Raw genomic sequence first — 14,202 nt, 5'->3', positions numbered from 1 at the left:
TTTTGCTGCTTGAGAAGGGATGCTCATGGCCGTCAGTCTGTCTTTGCGTGCGAAAATCCGCCTGTTGGTGGCCATACCGGTGCTGTTCTGCTCCATCATCTTTGGCCGTTACCTACTGTGGCAATACCAAGAGCTGCAGGACTTAAAGCAGATTGACGAGCGCTATCAGCTGATCTCCGATTTTCAACTGGGCATGTGCACCATGGATCAATTGCGTCAGCAGCTGATTCTGGCTCCTTCGGTCACCCACATGGCCACCCTGTTGTCCGACGCCCAACTGGCCAGAACCCGACTCGGCGACCCCGCCTTCAGCACCCTGTTTGAAACCAGCAGTGGCGATTTGTCCCTGCACCTCGAAGAGCTGGAGATGTTGATCGGCAGCCTGCCGGACCCGGCTCAGGGGCGGGATACCATCTGGGAATGGCTGACGCTGGTCAACGACTGGCAGATGGGCAGCCTGCGGCTGGTGGAATCCCTGCCGGTCGACGTAGAAAGCCGCATCGTCCGCGAAGGCATTCAAGCCTATAACCAACTGCTGTTTATGCAGGAGTATGCCCGCCAGGAGCAGGTGATCGTCAATGATGCCCTGCAACAGCAACACCTGCACCCGCTGATGCAGGCCCGGCTGGTTGAGCTGTCCTTGTTGCAACAGTCGGTTCTGGACAAATACCTGACCGTCTACGCCACCGAGGCCCAGATCAACCTGCTGTTGGATACCTTCACCGAAGCGGCGTTCACCTCGGGCAACGCCCTCAAGCAGCGATTGCTGAGCGGGGACTTTAGCGACAGCAGCGACCACAGCGCCACCGACAACCGCATGGAACTGCTCAGCCGAGTGCTGAACTCGGTACGCCAGGACATCGCCGCCACGGCGGCCTCGGCCTACGCGCACAGACAACAGAATTTCATCATCAATCTCACCATTTTGGTGTCGATGATGGTGTTGCTGATTTTAATGGCGATGCGCCTGTCCCGGCACCTTAACCGCGGCATCGAGGTGATCGGCACCACCATGAAAACCGTCGAGGAGAGCCGCGACTATGGCACCCGCATTCAACTGCCGGGCAACGACGAACTGACCCGCCTCGGCGCCACCCTCAACCGGCTGATTCAGGAGCGAGGCAGCTTCGAAGCCAGCCTGATTCAGGCCAAGGAAGAGGCCGAGCAGGCCAACCACGCCAAAAGCATCTTCCTGGCCAACATGTCGCACGAAATTCGAACCCCGCTGAACGGCATCATCGGCATGACCGACATCCTCAGTTCCACCAGCATGGACGGCGAGCAGATCGAGTACCTCAACACCATTCAAAACTCCTCGCGGGCGCTGCAGTCGATCATCAACGACGTGTTGGATCTGTCCAAGATCGAAGCCGGCAGCCTGGTGATCTCCCCCATCAAGACCAAGCTCAGCGAGCTGTTCTATGAAGTCGCCAGCGTCATCGCCCCCAAGGCAATGGAGAAACAGATTCAGTTCGATGTGGATTTCCCACCGGATTTGCCGTCTCACGTGATGATCGACGGCCACCGACTGCGACAGGTGCTACTGAACCTGCTCTCCAATGCCGTCAAGTTCACCAACGACGGCGAGGTACTGCTGTCTTGTCAGGGCCAGCGGCAAGCCGACAACATGGTGATGCTGACCATGTCGGTCAGCGACACCGGCATCGGCGTCGACGCCGACAAACTGGAGGACATCTTTCACCCCTTTAAGCAGGAGGACGGCTCGACCACCCGCCAGTTTGGCGGCACCGGCCTGGGGCTGAGCATCTGCCGCCAGCTCACCGAACTGATGGGCGGCGACATCGTGGTCTCCAGCACCAAGGGGGAGGGCAGCTGTTTCAGCGTTCGAATTTGCGCCGAAATCAATGCCAGTCCGGATGGGTATGGCAGCAACTTAAAGGGCACCAAAGTGCTGCTGCTCGACACCAACCTGAACTCGGCCAAACGCTACACCCGCGAACTCAACGCCTGGCACATGAGCGTCAACTACGCCAGTCGCCTGCAGGATGCTGAAACCCTGCTGAGGGACCACGACCATCACCAGTTTGATCTGATGATGGTACGTTACTCCAGCCTGAGCGACGGCTTGAATGATCTCAACCAACTGCTGACCCTGAGCCACCAGCCACTGCCGGTATTGGTACTCAACGATCTGTCATCCGGACTCACTCTGGGACAGATCAACGCCCCGACCCAGATGCTGATGACCCCGGTCCGCGGCGAGCGGCTGGCCAAAAACCTGCTGAAGCTGCTGAGTCAGGTCAAGCAGCCCATCCCCCACACACGCACTCCGAAACGGCGGGCCAGCGACGCCCCAGGGTACGCCAGGCACAGCCACGATGCCCACAATCAACTGCTGCTGGTGGAAGACAATAAGACCAACCAACGGGTGGCAGAAATCATCCTGAAAAAAGCCGGTTACCAGGTCACCGTCGCCGAAAATGGCCAGATCGCCACCGACTTGGTGCTAGAGCGGGAATTTGACATCATTCTGATGGATTGCATGATGCCGATAATGGACGGGTTCGAGGCCACCCGGCAGATTCGTCAGATCGAGGAGGGGCACAAGCGCCGCCGCGTGCCCATCATCGCCCTAACCGCCAGCGTCCTCGATGACGACGTTCGTGCCTGCTACGACGCTGGAATGGACTACTACGTACCAAAACCATTTGAAAAACAACAGCTTCTTAGCGCAATAAGCCGTCTCAATCCAGCCAATGCCGAGGCCGCCAACTAAAAAAATGTGTGCCAGGGCTTGAAAGCCGTTTCCCCAACCCCATCTAGTAAGTGTACCGGGCTGGTGCTCAATGGAGGCCAGTCCAAGGTACCGATACTTTCTATTTGTTGCTCAATTGAGGACACACATTATGCGTAGTTTTGATCTTGCCCCCCTGTACAAATCCGCCATCGGTTTCGAGCGTTTCGCCAAGTTAATGGACGAAGCCCAGCGCAGTGAAAACCAGAATGGCTACCCCCCATATAACATTGAATTGGTAGAGGAAAACCACTACCGAATCACCATGGCCGTGGCCGGATTTGCCGATCATGAACTGGCCATTGAAGTCGAGGGAGATACCCTACGCATCGATGGTACCAAGGCCAAAACCGAACAGAGCCGCCACTTCCTGCACCAAGGCATTGCCGAGCGCAACTTTAAGCGCCGCTTCAAGCTGGCCGACCACGTACAGGTCAGCAACGCCAATATGGAACACGGCCTGCTGCACGTGGATCTGGTGCAGGAGATTCCGGAAGCGATGAAACCGAAAAAGATCGCCATCAAGCAGCAAGGTCGTCTGGTTGACGCCTAAAACCTGACCCCATCGGGGCCGCTCCTCCCTGCGGCCCCGATAAGAAGGCTCACCCCAACCCCCGCCATTTGCAGCCACAACCACAAGTTTCCACCTCAATTCCCCTTTGTCTGTCAGACATCTATTTATCTCTGTGCCCTAAGGGAACTATAATTCGGGCAAACTTCCTGGAGATTGCCCCATGACACAAGACGAAATGAAAAAGGCCGCTGGCTGGGCCGCACTTGAATACGTAGAAGATGGCAGCATTGTCGGCGTAGGCACCGGCTCAACCGTCAACCACTTCATCGATGCCCTGGCCACCAAAAAATCCAGCATCGAAGGTGCGGTGTCCAGCTCCGAAGCCTCCACCGCCAAGATGAAAGCCCTCGGCATTCCGGTGTTTGACCTCAACAGCGTCGATGAACTGTCGGTCTATGTGGATGGCGCCGATGAGATCAATCCGCACATGGCAATGATCAAGGGCGGCGGCGCCGCCCTGACCCGGGAGAAGATCGTGGCCGCCGTGGCCAAAACCTTCGTCTGCATCGCCGATGGCAGCAAACAAGTGGACATTCTTGGCGACTTCCCTCTGCCGGTGGAAGTGATTCCCATGGCCCGCAGCTACGTCGCCCGCGAGATCGTTAAGCTGGGCGGTGACCCTGTGTACCGCGAAGGCGTCATCACCGACAACGGCAACATCATTCTCGATGTGTACAACATGAAGATCATGGAGCCGGCCAAGCTGGAAACCCAGCTGAATGCCATCGTCGGCGTGGTGACCAACGGTCTGTTTGCCGACCGCGGCGCCGACGTGCTGCTGCTGGGCACTCCGGAAGGGGTCAAGACCATCAAGTAAGCTCGAGCCGGTCACCTTCTGGGTGATCGGCTGCCACCCCCTCACCGTAAACGGTTATGGAATCCCGTTTTCAGGTCTACAAGGAAGATTGCGATGCGCACCCTAGTTTGTACCCTGGCTTTGCTTGCCAGCTTCAGTGTTACCGCCGCCAGCTGTCCGGACTGGCTCAACGTCAATAAACGCCGCCTGCACGACAAGGAGATGGTCAACCTGTGTGACCTGACCGCCGGCAAGCCGGTACTTATCGTCAATACCGCCAGCAACTGCGGCTACACTCCCCAGTTTAAACAGCTGGAATCGCTGCACAAACAATACGCCGATCAGGGCCTGGTGGTCATAGGCTTTCCCTCCGATGACTTCTTTCAGGAAGAGGATGACGAAGCCAAGACCGCCGAGGTCTGCTACCGCAACTACGGCGTCAGCTTTACCATGTTGTCGCCCATCTCCGTTCGTGGCAGCAGCGCCGATCCCATCTTCAAGGAGCTGGCTCGCCAGGGCGGTTCGCCAAAGTGGAACTTCTACAAATACCTGGTGAATCCCGCGGGACAGGTGGTGGATTACTGGGCGCCGACCACCAAGCCGAACGATGTGAAAATCGTCTCCGAGATAGAGCAATTGATGCACCCGCAAAACAGCATCTAACCTCAAACAAACCGAGCGCCTTGACGGCGCTCTTTTTTTGGACGATGATTAGACCGACCAATCAGTCGGCCAGCAATATATCGAGGAATCACCATGACCGAGCAACAACTCAATCAAGTATCGGATGATCATCAACGGATGCTGGATCGGTTTGCCCAACAGCGCGCGGCGTTTCAGCAGATGCCCATGCCCTCGGTAGAGGCTCGAATCCACAGCCTGCAACGGCTCAAGGCCGCCCTACTCGCCCATAAGGATCGCCTCTGTGAAGCCCTGAATCAGGATTACGACGGCCGCAGTACCCAGGACACCCTGATCTCCGACATTCTGCCCTGCATCATGAACATCAAGTACAGCTGCAAGCGGCTAAAAAAATGGGCCCGCCCCGAGCGCCGTCACGCCGGCTTACTGCTGTCGCCGGCCAAGGTCGAGGTGCATTATCAGCCCTTGGGCGTAGTGGGTATCGTGGTGCCATGGAACTTTCCGGTAATGCTGTCACTGGGGCCGCTGATCACCGCCATTGCCGCCGGCAACCGGGCGATGGTAAAGCTGTCCGAATTCACTCCCCACACCAACGCCGTGCTGGTGCAGATGCTGGCCAGCGCCTTTGACCACGACGAAGTGGCCTGCATCGAAGGCGATGCCAAGCTGGCGGCGCAGTTCACCTCACTGCCGTTCGATCACCTGCTGTTTACCGGCTCCACCAACATCGGCCGCCACGTCATGCACGCCGCCGCCGATAACCTGACCCCGGTCACCCTGGAGCTGGGAGGCAAGTCGCCGGTCATTGTCGGCCCGGACGTCGACATCGACAACGCCGTCGAACGCATGAGCTACGGCAAATGCCTCAATGCCGGCCAGATCTGTGTCGCGCCGGACTACGTGCTGGTACCCCGCGACAAACTGGACGACTTTGTCAGCAGCTATCAGAAAAACTTCTCCTTGATGTACCCCAAAGGGGTCCACAGCCGCGACTACGGCTCGGTCATCAACGACCGTCAGTATCAACGCCTGTTGGGACTGCTGGAGGACGCCACCGCCAAAGGCGCCACCGCCATTCCCTGCGCCGAAGGTCAGCACCGCGATGACAGCCGCCAGCGCCTCACCACCCACCTGCTGCTGAACACCACCGAAGAGATGACGGTGTTGCAGGAGGAGATCTTCGGCCCGTTGCTGCCGGTGATCCCCTACGACAGCATCGACGACGCCCTGGATTACATTCGTCACCGCCCTCGCCCATTGGCGCTGTACCTGCTCAGTTATGATAAAGTGCTGCAGCAAAAGGTCATCAGTGAAACCCACGCCGGCGGCATGTGCATCAACGACGCCCTGTTCCACGTCGCGGCAGACGACGCCCCCTTTGGCGGCATCGGCCCGTCTGGCATGGGTCATTACCACGGCATCGAGGGCTTCAAGACCTTCTCCAAGGCCAAAACGGTATTGACCCAGGGTAAGTTCAGCTCCGGCATTCTGATGCACCCGCCCTATGGCAAGTGGATTCAAACTCTGATTTTTAAACTTTTCCTACGTTAAGGAGACGGGGTGAGCGCGTCGAAACGTCAACAAATTCTGGATGCCGCATTGGTGTTGTTTGTGCAACAGGGGTTGGAGGGCGCGGCCACGGCCAAGATTGCCAAGGCCGCCGGAGTCGCCACCGGCACCCTGTTTCACCACTTTGCCAACAAACAGGAGCTGATCTCGGCCCTGTACCTGCAGATCAAGCAGCAGATGGCCGATACTCTGCCGCCACTGAACGCCGAGGCTCGAACCCTGGAGATGGCCTCGGCCATCTGGCAGGGCGCCATGAACTGGGCACTGACGCACCCGGATAAGATTCGCTTTTTGCTGGCCTATTACCAGTCGCCGTTTTTGACAGCCGAGGCCCGCAAAACCGCCAAGTTCGAGACCCTGGGCTTTGTGTTGGAGTTGCTGCAGATGGGCAGGAGGGAGGGCGTGACCGCCGACTATCCCGACGACCTGATGATGGAGGTGTGCCATACCCTGTTTATGACCAGTGCCGCCTACTTCATCGATCACCCTCAGCTCAGAGAGGATTCCGCTCACCAGCAGGCGGCCATGGCGATATTCTGGAATGCCCTGGCCAAGCCAGGACACCAGATCTAAGCCACTAGGACTTCAGGGCCGCCATCTGGGCATCGTGGCGCCCGGCCAGCAGTAACTGCGCCAGAATCGCCCCACACATGGCCCACATCATGTCGGACTGGGTGTCCCACTGATAGCCCTGAGTCCCGAGGAAGGCCTCCGCCGATTCACCGGTCCCCACAGCCACCCACCACTCGATCAGCTCATAGAAAGCCGACAGCGCCAGGGCAAAACAGACACACTGGAAGAACAACCAGCCTCCCATCTTAACCACTTGATTACGAACAAATATTTCCCGAGCCAACATCGCAGGGATAAAGCCCTGTGCCAGGTGGCCGACCTTATCGTAGTTGTTGCGCTGCCAGCCGAACCAGTCGCTGATGGTGTCGAACAGCGGCACCTCGGCGTAGGTGTAGTGGCCGCCGACCATCAGAATGATGCAATGCACCAACACCAGTTGGTACGCCAGCGGTGTTAAGGGGAAGCGCTTGAGCGTCGCCAGCAGGATGGCGGCACCGATCAAGGCTGGCAGCACCTCAAGGAACCAGGTAAAGGTGTCTTTCGGTTCGATGGCAGACCAGATGAGTACCGCGGAAAATATCGCGGCCCAGACAATTCGGGACAGGGTAGCAGTCATTAACACTATCTATTTATGCAATAAAATAATTGAACCTTAGTATAACCAGCAAATACGCTGTTCATAGAAAAAGGATTTAGGGTAAGGTAGTGGAATCCGCATTTTTGGCATAACTATTCACAGCAGCACGCCCGCGGACTCCAAGCCATCGTGACTTTCGCTGTATGGAAGCAGAACCATGAACCACTACTCCCTCGACAAAAGTAAAATCAAAATTCTACTGCTGGAAGGCGTTCATCCCCGAGCCATCGAGAGCTTTAAGCTGGCCGGTTACGATAACGTCGATGTCCTGAAAACCTCGCTGAGCGAAGAGGAGCTGATTGAGCGCACCCAGGATGTGCACTTTATCGGCATTCGATCGAGAACTCAGCTAACGGAAAAGGTCATCAACGGCGCGTCGAAACTGGTGGCCATTGGCTGTTTCTGTATCGGTACCAACCAGGTCAACCTGGAAGCCGCTGCCCGTCGCGGCATCCCGGTGTTCAACGCCCCCTTCTCCAACACCCGCTCGGTTGCCGAGTTGGTGCTGGGTGAGATCCTGTTGCTGCTGCGGGGCATTCCTGAAAAGAACGCCCTCGCCCACCGAGGCGGCTGGCTTAAGAGCGCCAGCGGCAGCTTTGAAGCCCGGGGCAAAATCCTCGGCATCGTCGGCTACGGCCATATCGGTACCCAATTGGGGGTGCTGGCGGAGAGCCTCGGCATGCAGGTGATGTTCTACGACATCGAAAACAAGCTGCCGCTGGGCAACGCCCGGCAGATGCCGTCGCTGCCGCAGTTGCTGAGCCAGGCCGACATCGTCAGCCTGCACGTACCTGAAACCCGTTCCACCAAGGATATGATCAACGCCGACACCCTGGCACACATGCGCCAGGGCAGCATCCTGATCAACGCCTCACGGGGCACCGTAGTCGACATTCCGGCCTTGTGCGCCGCCCTGTCCAGCAAGCGCATTCGTGGCGCCGCCATCGACGTGTTCCCGGTGGAGCCCAAGTCCAATGATGAAGAGCTGCTGACGCCACTGCGAGAGTTCGACAACGTCATCCTGACTCCCCATGTGGGCGGCTCCACCCAGGAAGCCCAGGAAAACATTGGCATCGAAGTGGCGGCCAAGATGGCCAAATACTCCGACAACGGCTCGACCCTGTCGGCGGTCAACTTCCCGGAAGTGTCTCTGCCCGAGCACACCGGCGCCAGCCGCCTGCTGCACATCCACCGCAACGTGCCCGGCATCCTGAATCAGATCAACCAGGCATTCGCCGCCAAGGAGATCAACATTCTGGCGCAGTTCCTGCAAACCAAAGGCGATCTGGGCTACGTGGTCATGGACGTGGCGACCCAGCATGCCGACGATGCCTTAGAGCAACTGGACGCCATCGACGGTACCATTCGCGCCCGCATTCTCCACTAACACCATCCCCACGCTAAGTCCCTTTGCAAAATGGGGACTTAGCGTGGTTTTTTTCCCGCCCGCCATCACTTAAACTTAACCGCCATAACCGTATCCCTATTGTAGGACTCGCCATGGCGCAGCTTATTCCCCTTACCCACCTGGGTATTGTCCGTTTGACTGGTGATGACACCACCGCATTCCTTCAGGGTCAGCTGACCTGCAACATGAACCAGCTGGAGCCCACCCACTGGAGCTGGGGCGGCCACTGCGATCCCAAAGGCAAGCTGCTGGCCAGCTTTCGCATCTTCAAACGGGATGCCGAGGTACTGCTGATCATGCCGCGGGACCTGATTACGGTGGATCTGCCGCAGATGCAGAAGTACGCCGTGTTCAATAAGGTGGAACTGAGCGACATCAGCGACCAGTTGCCACTGCACGGGATGCTGGGTGACGATGCCCTGGCCCAGGCCGATGCCCTGTTCCCGGGCAATGACACTCTGCGCCGTCTTGGCGACACTCAGCTGCTCAGAGACAGCCACAGCGCCCTGATTGTCGGTGCATTGCCCGATGCCCTGGCCAACCTGGATGCCGCTGACCTGTCTCATTGGCAACGCCACGAAGTGGCACAGGCCTGGCCAATGCTGACCCAGGAGCACAGCGGCGAACTGGTGCCGCAGATGCTTAACCTGGACGCCGTCGGCGGCATTCAATACGACAAGGGCTGCTACATCGGCCAGGAAACCATCGCGCGCATGCATTTCCGCGGTGGCAATAAGCGCGCCATGTACGTCGCCATGGGGCCGGCGCAGGCGCTGCCTGATGACAGCGAACTGCAGATGGCCATCGGTGACAACTGGCGCCGGGCCGGCGTGGTATTGAACCAGGCACTGGTGGACGGCCAGCTGTGGCTGACCACCATATTGGCCAAAGAGATTGAGGCGGACACGCGTCTGCGTTTAGGGGAGGTCGAACTGACACTGCAACCTCGCCCCTACCCGCTGTTTGGCGACAGCTAAGCTCCAGCCCCAACACAGCACAACGCCGGCAATTGCCGGCGTTGTGGTTTCTAAGACACGCCAAGGGTTTCAGAGCCGATGGCGGTAGCCCAGAGAAAAGGCGATGTCGGTGCTGTTGTCCATATTGAACACGTTCTCAATCATGGTGAATTCGATGGCGCCACGGGTCAGGTGGTAACGATACCCCAACAGAAATTCATGGGAGATTTCGTCCAGTTCATCCACCTCTTTGGTTTCACCGCTGTAGGCGTGGTACTCCAGCAGCAGGCTGTGTCTGGGGTTGAACCGATACTGGTAACTGCCCGCCAACATCCAGGCCCAGTCACTGAGCTCCAGTCCGCCAGAGGTTTCGGCGTTGCTGCTGTGGGCGGTGCCCACGGTGGCATAAAACCCATGGTTGCCGCCGGCATCGTAACGATAATTCAGCTGCAGCACCTGCTCAAACGAGCTCACCTCAAACGGTCCCGACGCCACGTAGTTATAGAATAGACCGATCCCCGCCGACAGCGCCTGAGGGCCATCGCGGTAAAGTTGATAGCCGGCGTAGCCACTTATCGCATTGTTGAGGGTCTCTCCCTTAAAATCCTCCAGCAATACACCGGGCGCTTCGATGTAGAAACGGTGTTTCGGCACGTCATCTCGGCCATTTTGCCCGAGGCCAAAAAAGTCATGAAACTTCTCGGTAACGCTGTCGAGGCCATTGTTGGCGGCGAAACGATACTGGTAGTTGAGTTCAAACTCCCACCGTTCGATGGGCGCAAATCGCACCCCAACATTGACTTCGTTATGATAGTAATCCATGACGTAGTCCGGGGTTTCGGCCCAAACACTGGCGATGGTGCCGTTCACCAGCCACTCCACCGTGCCGGTCTCCAGCACCTCGCCGCTGCGCAGCATCGGCGTGTAGTTCTGCGCTTGCAGTGGCGACTGGGCCTTCACAACCAGGGGCCCGTAGTCCTGAGCCCAACAGGGCAGGGACAGGCTCAGCAGTGGCAACAACCAGGCTAGTGTTCTCATCGGCTTCTCATTCCTTTGCGCTTCCCTAAGTCATAGTGCCCTGACGCTCTTGGGTTTTAAAGAGCTGATTTTGCAAAATAGATTTCTGATTCTGCTGATCATTTCCCGATCATCCCCAGCGCTGAATCATCCTCAGCAACTTGGTCTATAGTTAAGTCCAACCGGGCCATAAACCAGCGGAGGTCCCATGGAAATTGACCACCCGGAACGACTGGATGCCAACATCTTGCTGGGCATCGTCAATGAACGGCTGCGGCACGACTGCGACGACCTGGCCGCCCTGGAAGACGACCTGGGACTGTCCCGGCAACAGATTGAGTCTAGGTTAAAAACCATTGGTTTTCAGTATCAAGCCGATCAAAACCAATTCAAGTCATTTACAAAATAGGCCGGATACAGTGACCGAGATCGGCCATTTTGCCCGTTATTACTAAGGGGGTATTTGGCTGTGACGGTCGCAAAACCATACTGATTTTAAACCCGCTTTTGGAACGAGCCATGAGTCAGGAATACCACGTAGTCAGTCTGGCGGTTCACGCCAACCCTACCCATCAACAGCAACTGCAGCAGCAGATTGCTGAGGTGGCCGGCGCCGATCTGGTGGCGACCACCGAAGACCATAAGCTGGTCGTCACCCTGGAGGGCGACAGCCGCCAGGCGGTGCTCAATGGCATCGAGACCATCAATCAACTTCAGGGCGTCATCTCATCAGCCCTGGCCTATCACCAAGTCGAACAGTTCGAAGACGAGGACACTGCATGAGCATCAGCCGTCGTAAATTTCTAAAGGCCAACGCCGCCGTTGCCGCCGCCACCGCCGTCGGCGCCACCCTGCCGGTCAAGGTGGTAGAAGCCGCTACCGAAGCCAACCAGGAGATCAAGTGGGAGAAAGCCGCGTGTCGCTTCTGTGGCGTCGGCTGCTCGGTCATGGTGGGCACCAAGAATGGCCGTGTCGTGGCCTCTCAGGGCGATCAGGAAAGCCCGGTCAACAAGGGCCTGACCTGCATCAAGGGCTACTTTCTGCCCAAGATCATGTACGGAGAGGATCGTCTGAGCCAACCGCTGCTGCGCATGAAAAATGGCAAGTTCGACAAATCCGGTGAACTGACGCCCATCAACTGGGATCAGGCATTTGATGTGATGGCCGATAAATGGAAAACCGCCCTGAAGGCCAAAGGCCCAACCTCGGTGGGCATGTTCGGATCCGGTCAGTGGACTGTCTGGGAAGGCTACGCCGCCGCCAAACTGATGAAAGCCGGCTTCCGCTCCAACAACATCGACCCCAATGCCCGCCACTGTATGGCCTCTGCGGTCGTCGGCTTCCTGCGCGCCTTTGGTATCGACGAGCCCATGGGCTGCTACGACGACATCGAACACGCCGATGCCTTCATCCTGTGGGGCTCCAACGCCGCCGAAATGCACCCCATTTTGTGGTCACGCATGTCTGACCGTCGCCTGTCCAATCCGGGCACCAGCGTGCACGTGCTGTCGACCTATGAAAACCGCTGTTTCGAACTGGCGGACAACAAAATGGTGATGAAGCCGCAATCAGACTTGGTGATCCTCAACTACATTGCCAACTACATCATTCAAAACAAAGCGGTGAATACCGACTTCGTCAACAAGCACACCAAGTTTGCCGAAGCCACTCCGGACATCGGCTATGGCCTGCGGCCTGAGCACCCGCTGGAGAAAAAAGCCAAGAACCCCGGCAACGGCAAGATGAAGGGGATCAGCTTTGACGACTACGCCAAATACGTCTCCAGCTACACCCTGGAGTACGCCCATCAAATGTCCGGCGTGCCCAAGGAGAACCTGGAGCAACTGGCCAAGGTCTACGCCGATCCAAACACCAAGGTGATGAGCCTGTGGTGCATGGGCATCAACCAGCACGTACGCGGCGTCTGGGCCAACAACTCCATCTACAACCTGCACCTGCTGACCGGCAAGATCTCCGAGCCCGGCAACAGCCCGTTCTCCCTCACTGGCCAGCCATCCGCCTGTGGCACCGCCCGGGAAGTGGGCACCTTCGCCCATCGTCTGCCCGCCGACATGGTGGTGATGAACGACAAGCACCGCGCCATCGCCGAAAGCAAGTGGCAACTGCCAGCTGGCACCATCCCGGCCAAACCGGGCTACCACGCCGTCCTGCACAACCGCATGCTCAAAGACAGCAAGATGAACGTCTACTGGACCCTGTGCACCAACAACATGCAGGCGGGCCCCAACACCAACGAGGAAGCCCTGCCAGGCTACCTTAACCCGGACAACTTCATCATCGTATCCGACCCCTACCCAACGGTCACTGCCATGGTGGCGGATCTGGTGCTGCCCACCGCCATGTGGGTGGAGAAAGAGGGCGCCACCGGTAACGCCGAGCGCCGGACCCAGTTCTGGCACCAGATGGTTAAACCCCAGCCCGGTGCCAAATCGGATCTGTGGCAGATCATGGAGTTCTCCAAGCGCTTCAAGGTGGAAGAGGTCTGGGGCGATGAACTGCTGATGCAAAAACCGGAATACCGCGGCAAAACCCTGTACCAGGTGCTGTTCGCCAACGGCGTGGTCGACAAATACCCGCGCTCCGAGTGCAAAGGCCGCTACAACGATGAATCCGACGACTTCGGCTACTACGTGCAGAAAGGCCTGTTTGAGGAGTACGCCGACTTTGGCCGTGGCCACAAGCACGATCTGGATCAGTTCGACGTCTATCATCAGGTTCGCGGTAAACGCTGGCCGGTGATCGATGGCCAGGAAACCAAATGGCGCTTTAAAGAGGGCATGGACCCGTACGCCAAGAAGGGCTCCGACTTCGACTTCTACGGTAAGCCGGACGGCAAGGCGCTGATCATCGCCTCGCCGTACGAGCCACCGGTGGAGGAGCCGAACCAAGAGTACGACCTGTGGCTGTCCACCGGGCGAGTACTGGAACACTGGCACACCGGCACCATGACCAAGCGGGTGGCCGAGCTGGATAAGGCCTATCCTCACGCCAAGATCTACATGCACCCTCAGGATGCCAAGCAACGGGGCGTGAAACAGGGCGACGAAGTGGTGGTTTCCAGCCCACGGGGCGAAGTGCGCACCCGGGTCGAAACCAAGGGCCGCAATAAGCCGCCTCAGGGACTGGTGTTTATGCCGTTCTTCGACGCCCGTCAGTTGGTCAATAAACTGCTGCTGGACGCCACCGACCCGCTCTCGAAAGAGACCGATTTCAAGAAATGCCCGGTTAAAGTGGTTAAGGCGTAAGGGGAAGCA

General features: G+C 57.9%; 13 protein-coding genes. 11 read left to right on the top strand and 2 right to left on the bottom strand.

All coding sequences use genetic code 11. From position 1 onward, the window contains the following. The first annotated feature begins 25 nt into the window (after nucleotides 1–25). From J8Z22_RS02745 to J8Z22_RS02720, 6 genes are all read left to right on the top strand, one after another. On the top strand, nucleotides 26–2,737 hold the full coding sequence (locus J8Z22_RS02745; RefSeq protein WP_169629310.1) for an ATP-binding protein: 2,712 nt from the start codon (nucleotides 26–28) through the stop codon (nucleotides 2,735–2,737). 130 nt (nucleotides 2,738–2,867) lie between these two features. Beyond that, nucleotides 2,868–3,308: an Hsp20 family protein gene (locus J8Z22_RS02740; RefSeq protein WP_028114265.1), complete on the top strand. Its 441-nt coding sequence runs from the start codon at nucleotides 2,868–2,870 to the stop codon at nucleotides 3,306–3,308. A gap of 181 nt (nucleotides 3,309–3,489) precedes the next feature. Next, a complete protein-coding gene (rpiA, locus tag J8Z22_RS02735; RefSeq protein WP_028114266.1) occupies nucleotides 3,490–4,146 on the top strand; it encodes a ribose-5-phosphate isomerase RpiA in 657 nt (218 codons plus the stop codon). Between the two features lie 93 nt (nucleotides 4,147–4,239). Continuing rightward, nucleotides 4,240–4,788 carry a glutathione peroxidase gene (locus J8Z22_RS02730; RefSeq protein ID WP_051252849.1) on the top strand — a complete coding sequence of 183 codons (549 nt, stop codon included), beginning with the start codon at nucleotides 4,240–4,242 and terminating at the stop codon, nucleotides 4,786–4,788. A 138-nt stretch (nucleotides 4,789–4,926) separates the two neighbouring features. After that, nucleotides 4,927–6,318 (top strand): coniferyl aldehyde dehydrogenase, encoded by a 1,392-nt coding sequence (locus J8Z22_RS02725; RefSeq protein WP_371878124.1) that lies wholly within the window; start codon nucleotides 4,927–4,929, stop codon nucleotides 6,316–6,318. A 9-nt stretch (nucleotides 6,319–6,327) separates the two neighbouring features. Next, nucleotides 6,328–6,909 (top strand): TetR/AcrR family transcriptional regulator, encoded by a 582-nt coding sequence (locus J8Z22_RS02720; RefSeq protein ID WP_252008646.1) that lies wholly within the window; start codon nucleotides 6,328–6,330, stop codon nucleotides 6,907–6,909. A 4-nt stretch (nucleotides 6,910–6,913) separates the two neighbouring features. Here the strand turns inward: J8Z22_RS02720 and J8Z22_RS02715 are convergent, their stop codons facing one another. Next, nucleotides 6,914–7,525 (bottom strand): DUF2238 domain-containing protein, encoded by a 612-nt coding sequence (locus J8Z22_RS02715; protein WP_035416203.1) that lies wholly within the window; start codon nucleotides 7,523–7,525, stop codon nucleotides 6,914–6,916. A gap of 178 nt (nucleotides 7,526–7,703) precedes the next feature. Here J8Z22_RS02715 and serA point away from each other — a divergent pair, with 178 nt between their 5' ends. Beyond that, the gene (serA, locus tag J8Z22_RS02710; RefSeq protein ID WP_028114271.1) at nucleotides 7,704–8,933 is read left to right on the top strand and encodes a phosphoglycerate dehydrogenase; all 1,230 of its coding nucleotides are present in this window, start codon (nucleotides 7,704–7,706) and stop codon (nucleotides 8,931–8,933) included. Between the two features lie 113 nt (nucleotides 8,934–9,046). Continuing rightward, the gene (locus J8Z22_RS02705) at nucleotides 9,047–9,931 is read left to right on the top strand and encodes a folate-binding protein YgfZ (protein WP_252008643.1); all 885 of its coding nucleotides are present in this window, start codon (nucleotides 9,047–9,049) and stop codon (nucleotides 9,929–9,931) included. A 69-nt stretch (nucleotides 9,932–10,000) separates the two neighbouring features. On the opposite strand, the gene J8Z22_RS02700 is transcribed toward J8Z22_RS02705, so the two are convergent. Further along, on the bottom strand, nucleotides 10,001–10,948 hold the full coding sequence (locus J8Z22_RS02700; protein ID WP_252008641.1) for a DUF3187 family protein: 948 nt from the start codon (nucleotides 10,946–10,948) through the stop codon (nucleotides 10,001–10,003). A 187-nt stretch (nucleotides 10,949–11,135) separates the two neighbouring features. Here J8Z22_RS02700 and J8Z22_RS02695 point away from each other — a divergent pair, with 187 nt between their 5' ends. The 3 genes from J8Z22_RS02695 to napA all read left to right on the top strand — a co-directional run bounded on the left by J8Z22_RS02695 (nucleotide 11,136) and on the right by napA (nucleotide 14,193). Then, entirely contained in the window at nucleotides 11,136–11,336 is a 201-nt protein-coding gene (locus J8Z22_RS02695) for a DUF4250 domain-containing protein (RefSeq protein ID WP_028114273.1), read from the top strand. 110 nt (nucleotides 11,337–11,446) lie between these two features. Then, complete coding sequence (locus J8Z22_RS02690; protein ID WP_252008638.1) at nucleotides 11,447–11,710, top strand: chaperone NapD; 264 nt, start codon at nucleotides 11,447–11,449, stop codon at nucleotides 11,708–11,710. After that, nucleotides 11,707–14,193, top strand: coding sequence for a nitrate reductase catalytic subunit NapA (gene napA, locus J8Z22_RS02685; RefSeq protein ID WP_028114275.1), 2,487 nt, complete (start codon nucleotides 11,707–11,709; stop codon nucleotides 14,191–14,193). Before J8Z22_RS02690 ends, napA begins: the two co-directional genes overlap by 4 nt. Nucleotides 14,194–14,202 lie beyond the last annotated feature (9 nt).

This window comes from Ferrimonas sp. SCSIO 43195, assembly GCF_023716685.1.
Taxonomy (GTDB): domain Bacteria; phylum Pseudomonadota; class Gammaproteobacteria; order Enterobacterales; family Shewanellaceae; genus Ferrimonas; species Ferrimonas kyonanensis.
This window is presented reverse-complemented; position numbering and strand designations above follow the sequence as displayed.